This window comes from Paraburkholderia sp. (assembly GCF_035501035.1).
GTDB lineage: Bacteria > Pseudomonadota > Gammaproteobacteria > Burkholderiales > Burkholderiaceae > Paraburkholderia.
In genome coordinates this window covers 1-8380 of sequence record NZ_DATJWR010000159.1, presented here as the reverse complement: position 1 = coordinate 8380, position 8380 = coordinate 1, and the positions used below count along the sequence as shown (strand labels likewise).

General features: G+C 65.0%; 7 protein-coding genes and 1 pseudogene. 5 read left to right on the top strand and 3 right to left on the bottom strand.

All coding sequences use genetic code 11. The features are described from left to right. On the top strand, positions 1-485 hold a 485-nt coding region (locus tag VMJ11_RS11230), incomplete at its 5' end, for an IS5 family transposase (protein WP_325619492.1). Between the two features lie 50 nt (positions 486-535). Here the strand turns inward: VMJ11_RS11230 and VMJ11_RS11225 are convergent. The 3 genes and pseudogenes from VMJ11_RS11225 to VMJ11_RS11215 form a co-directional block, all read right to left on the bottom strand. Continuing rightward, a pseudogene (locus VMJ11_RS11225) lies at positions 536-664 on the bottom strand (nitroreductase family protein); the annotation flags it as partial. 126 nt (positions 665-790) lie between these two features. Further along, positions 791-2209, bottom strand: a complete 1419-nt coding sequence (locus VMJ11_RS11220) for an LLM class flavin-dependent oxidoreductase (protein ID WP_325619491.1) — start codon at positions 2207-2209, stop codon at positions 791-793. A gap of 5 nt (positions 2210-2214) precedes the next feature. Continuing rightward, a complete protein-coding gene (locus VMJ11_RS11215; protein ID WP_325619490.1) occupies positions 2215-3459 on the bottom strand; it encodes an acyl-CoA dehydrogenase family protein in 1245 nt (414 codons plus the stop codon). A 327-nt stretch (positions 3460-3786) separates the two neighbouring features. Between VMJ11_RS11215 and VMJ11_RS11210 the strand changes: the two genes are divergently transcribed. From VMJ11_RS11210 to VMJ11_RS11195, 4 genes are all read left to right on the top strand, one after another. After that, a complete protein-coding gene (locus tag VMJ11_RS11210) occupies positions 3787-5274 on the top strand; it encodes a sugar ABC transporter ATP-binding protein (RefSeq protein ID WP_325619489.1) in 1488 nt (495 codons plus the stop codon). Next, positions 5271-6329: an ABC transporter permease gene (locus VMJ11_RS11205; protein ID WP_325619488.1), complete on the top strand. Its 1059-nt coding sequence runs from the start codon at positions 5271-5273 to the stop codon at positions 6327-6329. Before VMJ11_RS11210 ends, VMJ11_RS11205 begins: the two co-directional genes overlap by 4 nt. Before the next feature lie 76 nt (positions 6330-6405). Then, the gene (locus VMJ11_RS11200) at positions 6406-7644 is read left to right on the top strand and encodes an SfnB family sulfur acquisition oxidoreductase (protein ID WP_325619487.1); all 1239 of its coding nucleotides are present in this window, start codon (positions 6406-6408) and stop codon (positions 7642-7644) included. Positions 7645-7668: 24 nt separating this feature from the next. After that, a partial coding sequence (locus VMJ11_RS11195) for a substrate-binding domain-containing protein (RefSeq protein WP_325619486.1) occupies positions 7669-8380 on the top strand: 712 nt, incomplete at its 3' end.

Sequence of the window (8380 nt, the reverse complement as noted above, 5' to 3'; positions counted from 1 at the left end):
TGGCGATGGACGCGAACACCGGTCAGATCTGCGCCGCGCTGATGCCCCATCAGGACGAAGGCGATGGGGAAGTTCTCCCCGAATTGCTCGGCCAGATTCCCGCTGACGTGGCAATAGATATCATCGGTGGCGATGGCGCCTATGGCACCAAGGCGTGCCATGCACAGATTGCTGCGCACGGAGCTATCCCGTCGATCCCACCGCGTGAGGGCGCCACGCCGTGGACAGACAGCACACCCGGCGCGGCCTGGCGCAATGCTGCCATCAACGCAATCACAAAAAACAGCAGGCGTGAATGGAAGCAGGCGAGTGGCTACCACCGACGCTCGCTGGCCGAGACTCTGATGTACCGGCTCAAGATTCTTACGGGCTCCTGCCTGTGGGCTCGCGAGATCGGCTCCCAGGCGACCGAAGTATCGATTCGTGCAGGCGTGCTCAACCGCATGGCAGCCCTTGCACGCCCGCAGTCCGTCCGCATCGCCTGAGATCGACAACACAGAGGTCACTTTGTATCTACGCCCGTTTTAGGCAACAACGCCGCTTCGAGGAACGTGAGGAGCGTGGCTTCGGGCAGCGTATCGTCAGTGAGGGCCCGGGGCGACCAGCGGTCGAGGAATTGTCGATCGATCGCATGGTCGGCGGTGCGTTGATTCGAGGTCGTCATGGAAATGTCCTGAGGGTTGACGCGAGGAAAGATGAGGCCGAGCACGTACGCGGCCACTCGATGCGACGAGTATAGAAGTGCGCCCCTCTAAGACTAACGCATTTGTTTTGGGTTGCTTATGTTTATTCACGCGGCCGGGACGGGAACTGCTTCACCCGTCTGCACGGCGGATTCGCGCTTCACCCGCTCAATGTCGCGAAAACGCGCCGCCGGATGCTCGTCGGGCAATCGCGCGCCGCCGCCGAACAGCTTTTCGCGCAGGGTGCCCGGCGCGTAGTTGCGCGGATACACGCCGCGGCGCTGCAACTCGGGCACGAGGTACTCCACGACGGACTCGAAGGTCTCATGCGCGAGCGCGTAGGCCAGATTGAAGCCGTCCACGCCGGTTGCCTCGACCCACTCCTGCAGGATATCGGCGATCGTCGTGGGGGAACCCACGAATACCGGGCCCATTCCGCCGATACCGCCCCATCTCGCCAGCGCGTCGATCGTCCATGTCTTGTCGCCGCCGGATAGATGTTCGACGGCCGAGTGGATCGCATTCGTCTCCACGCGCCTGACGGTGTCGGTGGGCAGGTATTGCCCGAAGTCGATGCCGGTCCAGCCGGACATGAACACGAGCGAGCCGTCGTAAGAGACGTGGCGCTGATACTCCTCGAAGCGCGCCTGTGCCTTTGCATCGGTCTCGTCGACGATCACGGTGACGAGGTTGTAGATCAGCAGCTTGTTAGCATCGCGCCCGGCGAGCGCCGCCTGGCGGCGCACGTCCGCCACATAGTCGCGCAGCAGCGTTTTCGTGAGTGCGGCGACAAACACACATTCGGCATGCTGCGCGGCGAACGTCTTTCCGGGGCCCGATGCGCCTGCCTGAAACAGCAGCGGCGTGCGCTGAGGCGAAGGCTCGCAAAGATGGTAGCCCGGCACTTCGAAGTATTTTCCCTTGTGGCCGATCTCGTGCACCTTTTCGGGATGCGTGAACACGCGCCGTTCGCGGTCGCGCACCACGGCGCCGTCTTCCCAACTGCCCTCGAACAGCTTGTAGAGCACCTCGACATATTCGGCCGCCACCTCGTAGCGGTTGTTGTGGTCGCGCAGGCCGCCTTGCCCGATATTCTTCGCGCCGCTCTCGAGATACGACGTCACGATGTTCCATGCGAGCCGCCCCTGCGTGTGATGGTCGGCCGTCGAGAGGCGGCGCGCGAACGTGTAGGGGTGCTCGAAGCTGGTAGACGCCGTGATTCCTATGCCCAGATGCGACGTCACCATCGCAATGGGCGCGGCCAGTTGGAGGGGATCGTTTACGGGTATCTGCGCCGCCTGATGCAGCGCGTGATAGTTGCTGCCCTTGTAGACGTCGTAGTAGCCGATCACGTCAGCGATGAAGATCGCGTCGAACACGCCGCGCTCGAGTATTTTCGCGAGATCGGTCCAGTAGGCGAGATCCTTGTACTGCCACGAGCGATCGCGCGGATGGGTCCAAAGGCCTGGCGACTGGTGGCCCACGCAGTTCATCTCGAAGGCGTTCAGGCGGATGGTTTTGCTCATGACGTTCATTTGCTCCCGCGTTCCGGTCCGTTGCCGGTCTGCCAGACGAAGGGCGGCTCGGTGCCGTTGATGGTCCAGTCGCCCACGATCTTCGCCTTGTAGACGAGTGGATTGTGCGACGACACCGTGCGTGCGTTGCGCCAATGCCGGTCGAGCGCGTGGTCGGCGCGAATGGCGGACGCGCCGAGCGCATCGAACAGATGCGTCGCCGCGCGCAACGCGAATTCGGAGGCAACGATCTGGCTCTGCGCGGAGGCGATTTCGGCTGCTACGTTTGCCGCGCGCTCGGCATCGTCGTCGCCCTCGAAGCGCGTCTCGTAGGCGCGCTGTGCGGCTTCTCCAGTCTGCAGCGCAACGGCCTTTGCACCATAGGCCCATGAGGCGATCTCGCCGATCACCTGCTGGATTTGCGCGTCGCCACTCACGCGAGCGGAATTGCCATGGCTGTAGACGCGCCTGCGGCCGCGCACGAGAGCGGCGGCATCGCGGCTGGCCGCTTCGGCGATGCCTGCGAGCGTGGCGACGTGAAAGAGTTGATAGAACGCGGTCTGATACCGAAAGCGGCGGCCGAAGTCGATGATGTTGCGCGCCTCAACCACCGCGTCGCGGAACACCGTCGTGCCGCTGCCCGTCGTCGTCTGGCCGAAGCCGTCCCAGTCGTCCTCGCGAAGCACGCCGGGCTGGCTGGCCGCGACGGCCACGATCACGTCGCTGCCGTCTTCTTCGCGCTGAGCGAACACGTCGATCCAGTCCGCATAGAGGCTGCCAGTACTGTAGTACTTCGAACCATTCAGCACGAAGCCGCCATCGCGGCGCGCGACCTTCGTGTTGATCTGGCCGAGCGCGACATCGCCGGCCTCGGTCCACGCATTACCGACGAGCTGGCCGCTCAGGAATCGATCGAACCATGCGCGCTGATCGGCACCGGCAGGCACGTTCAACCAGTCCTCGACGAAGGCGAAGTGGCCGCGTAGCGCCTGCGGCAGGTTCGAGTCCGCGGCGGCGAGTTCGATGATCAGTTGCGACAACTGCGCGATCGAGGCGCCCGCGCCACCGTCACGCACCGGAATGCGTACGGCGCCGAAGCCCGCTTGCTTGAGCGCGGCGATCGCGTCATGCGGCAGGCTGCGCGCGCGCTCGCGTGCGGCGGCTTCGCGCGCGATGTCCGCGAAGATCGGCCGGAAGCGGGCGGCGAGGGCTTCGTAGTCGGCGCCTGTCGAGAGCGCGTCATTGGATCGGGAAACATTCATGCGTTCGTTCTCGGATGAGGATGAAGACGAAGAGATTGCGTACCGGGCGGTGAAGAAGATGAGTATAGAAACCCCTTAGGCGCGGCTCCAATAATCGATTGATGAATCGATATCGGCAGGCCCGATTTGCTTCTGCAAGTCGTTCGCTGCGACGTCAAAGATGCTGCGCCAGCGGATATTTCGTGTCGTTCTCACACGGGATTCTGTAGCTAGCCTTATCAAATGCAGACGCATGAATATGAGCATCGCTTCGTTGGGCTTCCTCCCGCGCGTCGCTAGGATGAGCAGCAGTGTCCACTAGCGATTCTCCAAACGGCTAATCTGTCGATGTCTGCTCCGATCCTGACTGCCCACTCGATTACGAAGCGCTTTGGCGCGACGCTCGCGCTGTCGCGGCTGAATTTTTCCATCCGCGCCGGCGAGGTCGTCGCGCTGATGGGCGCGAATGGTGCCGGGAAATCGACGTTCGTAAAGATCCTGAGTGGTGTGTATGCGCGGGACGAGGGCATGCTCACACTCGGCGAGCGCGCCTATGCACCGGATTCGCCCCAGGCGGCGAAGCATCTGGGCGTGGCGACGGTGCATCAGAGCATTGCCGACGCAGTGGTGCCCGCGCTGTCCGTTGCCGACAATCTTCTGCTCGACGAACTTTGCGGCGGCGGGGCGCAGTGGTGGACGCCGCGCGCCTCCCGCCACTTGCGTGCGGCTGCGCTGGCCGCGCGCGTGGGGCTCGAAGTCGATCCTGGTGCGCCGCTTGGTTCGCTTTCTCTCGCCGGCCAGCAGCGCGTGGTGATCGCGCGGGCGCTGGCTTCGCGCCCGCGGCTGCTGATTCTCGACGAGCCGACGGCCAGCCTTTCCACGAGCGAAGCCGCACGGCTGCATGCGCTCGTCGACGGCTTGCGCGAAGAGGGTGTCGCGGTGCTGCTTGTCTCGCATCGGCTTGGCGACCTGCGAAGGCTGGCTTCGCGCGTGGCGGTGCTGCGTGACGGCCGCATCGTGGCCGAGCATGACGCGCCCGTCGATTTCGACGCGGCGCTGGAGGCGATGATCGGCCGCCCACTGCCGCAAGTGCGAGCGTTGCCGCGCACGAGCCGGATTGGCGCGGAACCTGCGTTGCTGCTGCGCGGCCTGCGACTCACGGCGCATGGCGACGCGTTCGATCTCGACGTGCAGCAAGGCGAGATCGTCGCGATTGTTGGCCCGGTGGGCGCCGGCAAGTCGAGGCTTGCCCAGGTGATATTCGGCGCGCTACGCGCGGCTGCGGGCGAAATGCGCCTTTATGGCGGCGCTTGGGCTCCGCGCTCGCCAACCGACGCGATCCGCGCGGGCGTATTCCTGGCGGGCGAAGACCGGTGGCGAACGTCGCTCTTTCCCGACACCGTTGCGTTCGCATCGATCGCCGCCACGATCAGCTTTCCGTTTCTCGCTCGCTGGCAGCGCGGCGTGGGTTTGCCGCGCGATCGCGAAGCCGCGCAGGCGCGAGACGCAATCGAGACATTTGGCATTCGCTGCTCCGGTCCGGATGACCGCGTCGCGCGGCTTTCAGGCGGCAACCAGCAGAAGGTCCTGCTTGCGCGCTGGCACGCCGAGCCAGCGCGGCTACTGTTGCTCGACGAACCATTCCAGGGTGTCGATGCGGGCGCCCGGGCCGATATTGCCGCCGCGCTGCGCCAGCGTGCCGACTCGCGCGCGACGCTCGTTTTCGTCAGCGACCTCGAAGAGGCGCATGAAGTCGCCGACCGCATCGTCATGTTCGACCGCGGCGCCATCGAGCATGATGACGTCGAAGAACCCTTTTCACTGGCCAACTCATGAGATCCATCACACCCACGGCAGCAGCTGGCAACTCACCCACGCGCGAAGCAACGCGGCAGCGGCGGCACAGTCTTTTCGTCGCGCTCGAACGCGGTGGCCTGTTGCTCGTGCTCGCCGCGCTCGGCGTCATCTTCACAGTTCGCGAGCCTGCGTTTCTGAACGTCGCGAACCTGTTCAGCATCTTGCAGGCGGTGTCGATCGTCGCGCTGCTTGGCATTGGCGTGACGATCACGCTCGCTGCGGGCGGCTTCGATCTTTCCGTGGGCAGCGTCGCCGCCTCGGCGCAGATGGCCGCGAGTTATGTGCTCGTGGTGTGGCACGGCAACGGCTGGGAAGCCGTGCTCGCGTGTCTCGCGCTGGGCGTGGTGGCGGGGCTCTTCAACGGTCTGCTGATCACGCGCCTGCATGTGCCGGACCAGCTCGCCACGCTCGGCACGCTGTTCCTGCTCGCCGGACTGCAACTGATTCCCACTGGTGGCCGCTCGCTCGCGACCGGCACGGTCCTGCCGGACGGCACCGAAGCGAACGGCACGTTTCCCGATGCGTTTCTCGCGCTCGGCCGTGCGCGCCTCTTCGATGTGGTGCCGGTGCCGGTGCTCGTGCTGCTCGTTCTGACCGTGCTCGTGTCGTTCGTCATGGGCTCGACGCGCTGGGGCCGGGTGGTCTATGCGATCGGCGGCAACGAGACGGCGGCCCGGCTGGCCGGCGCGCCAACGGCCCGCTACCGGCTGGCTGCCTATGTGGCTTCCGCGACGATCGCCTCGCTCGGCGGACTACTCATCGCCGCGCGAGTGGGACGAGGCGACGTGAGCGCGGGGCATTCGTTGCTGCTCGATGCTGTGGCGGCCGCGCTCGTTGGCTACGCCGTGTGGGGCGCGAAGCGGCCCAATGTGCCCGGCACGGTGATCGGCGCGGTGTTCGTCGGCGTGCTGCTCAACGGCCTCACGATGCTCAACGCGCCTTACTACCTGCAGGACTTCATCAAGGGGGCGTTGCTGGTCGTGGCGCTGGCGTTCACGTTCAGCATCGGGCGCCGCGCCGAAGGGCGCAACTGAAGCCGGCAGCCGTCCGGCACTTTCGTGACAATTTTGCGGTTAGCGAATCACACAATCAAATCGAGCGGAGCAAATCATGGCAGAGACACTGGCAGGCAGCGAGACACGGGGCGCTGCTCCCACAACGGAAACCGCGCATGTGATCGTCACAGATAGCGAAGCGATCGCGGTCGCAACGGAACTGGCCGCGCGGCTGGTCGAGGGCGCTTCGCTGCGTGACAGTGAGCGGCGCCTGCCGCACGAGGAGATCGAGTGGTTTTCCCGCTCGGGCCTGTGGGCAATCACAGTGCCCAAAGCATATGGCGGGGCGGGCGTCTCGAACGTCACGCTCACGGAAGTCATCAAGCGCATTTCCGCCGCGGACCCTTCGCTTGGGCAACTGCCGCAGAATCACTTCGGCCTCGTCGATGTGATCGCGCTCACCGGCAGCGACGAGCAAAAGCGCGAGCTGTTCGGCGAAGTCCTCGCCGGCAAGCGCTTTGGCAATGGTTTCTCGGAGAAGGGCACGAAGCACGTGCTCGATCTGAAGACGCGCGTGCGCCGTGACGGCGATCACTACGTCGTGGACGGCACCAAGTTCTATTCGACGGGCGCGCTGTTCGCGCACTACGTTCCCGTGCTCGGGCTCGACGAGGACCGCAGGGGTTGGCTTGCTTACATTCCGCGCGGCACGCAGGGACTCAGTGTGGTCGACGACTGGTCCGGTTTCGGGCAGCGCACCACCGCGAGCGGAACGGTGACGCTCGAAAACGTGCGCGTGCCCGCAAGGCTCGTGTTGCCGGCGCATCGCGTGTCCGAGCAGCCGACGCTCAACGGTCCGCTCTCGCAGATCATCCAGGCGTCCATCGACGCGGGCATCGCGCGCGCGGCGATCGACGACACGCTCGCGTTCGTGCGCTCGCGCTCGCGGCCGTGGGTCGATAGTGGCGTGGAGCGTGCGAGCGACGACCCGCTGACGATCCGCGAAGTCGGCCATCTGCATATCCAGCTGCATGCCGCCGAGGCTTTGCTTGAGCGCGCCGCACGTTTGCTCGACGTACTCGCAGCGCAGGGCGAGGCGACGGAGGACGACGTGGCGCGCGCCTCGGTCGCCGTGGGAGAAGCGAAGGTGCTCACGACACAAGTCGCACTGCTGGCGGGCGAGAAGCTGTTCGAGCTGGCCGGCACGCAGGCGACACTCGGTGTGCACAACCTCGACCGCCACTGGCGCAACGCGCGAACCCATACGCTGCACGATCCGGTGCGCTGGAAGTATCACCTCGTTGGCAATTACTACCTCAACGGCGTCAAGCCGGCACGTCACGCCTGGAACTAACTACAACGCACAAACGGGAACCTCATGAAGACATCGATTCAACGGCACATTCGCAACGGCGCGCTGGCACTCTGTGCAGCGGGCCTGTTCGGCACGGTGACGGCGCAGGCCGCCACATTGGCGGGCGCACCGGCGCCGTTCGACAAGGGCGGAGTCAAGATCGCGCTGGTCAATTATCTTTCCGAGGGCGACTTCTTCCAGGCCTATGAGGCGGGCGCGCAGAAGCAGGCGAAGGCGCTCGGCATCGACCTGCGCATTTACGAAGGGCGCCAGGACGCGGCGGAGCAGCGCGACCAGATCCAGCAGGCCATCAACCTGGGCGTCTCCGCGATCATCGTCAATCACGGCCTGCCCGAGTCGCTCAAGGATGTCGTGCAGCAGGCGCTCGACAAGGGCATCAAGGTCGTCGCGTTCGACGTCAATCTGGCCAATCCGAAGGTTCCGCAAATCGAGCAGAGCGACCATGACCTCGCTTCGCTGCTGCTCGCCCAGGCTGTCAAGGACAACGGCAGCGCGTTTTCCGCAGGCTACGTGTACGTAGCGGGCTTTGCGCCGCTCGACCGGCGCGATGCCGTCTGGCAAGCGTTCAAGCGCGATCATCCGGGCATTCAGGAAAAGGCGCACTGGGGCACCGTGGACAATCCAATCGCACAATCCGTTGCGAATCAGGCGTCTGCCGCCTACCGCGCCCATCCGGATATCCGCGTGGTCATCGCCCCCTATGACGAATTCGCGC

What these genes read in the sequence shown, in the direction of transcription:
- VMJ11_RS11220 (WP_325619491.1), bottom strand. Translation starts at nt 2,209, where the DNA reads ATGAGCAAAACCATCCGCCTGAACGCCTTCGAGATGAACTGCGTGGGC.
- VMJ11_RS11215 (WP_325619490.1), bottom strand. Translation starts at nt 3,459, where the DNA reads ATGAATGTTTCCCGATCCAATGACGCGCTCTCGACAGGCGCCGACTAC.
- VMJ11_RS11210 (WP_325619489.1), top strand. Translation starts at nt 3,787, where the DNA reads ATGTCTGCTCCGATCCTGACTGCCCACTCGATTACGAAGCGCTTTGGC.
- VMJ11_RS11205 (WP_325619488.1), top strand. Translation starts at nt 5,271, where the DNA reads ATGAGATCCATCACACCCACGGCAGCAGCTGGCAACTCACCCACGCGC.
- VMJ11_RS11200 (WP_325619487.1), top strand. Translation starts at nt 6,406, where the DNA reads ATGGCAGAGACACTGGCAGGCAGCGAGACACGGGGCGCTGCTCCCACA.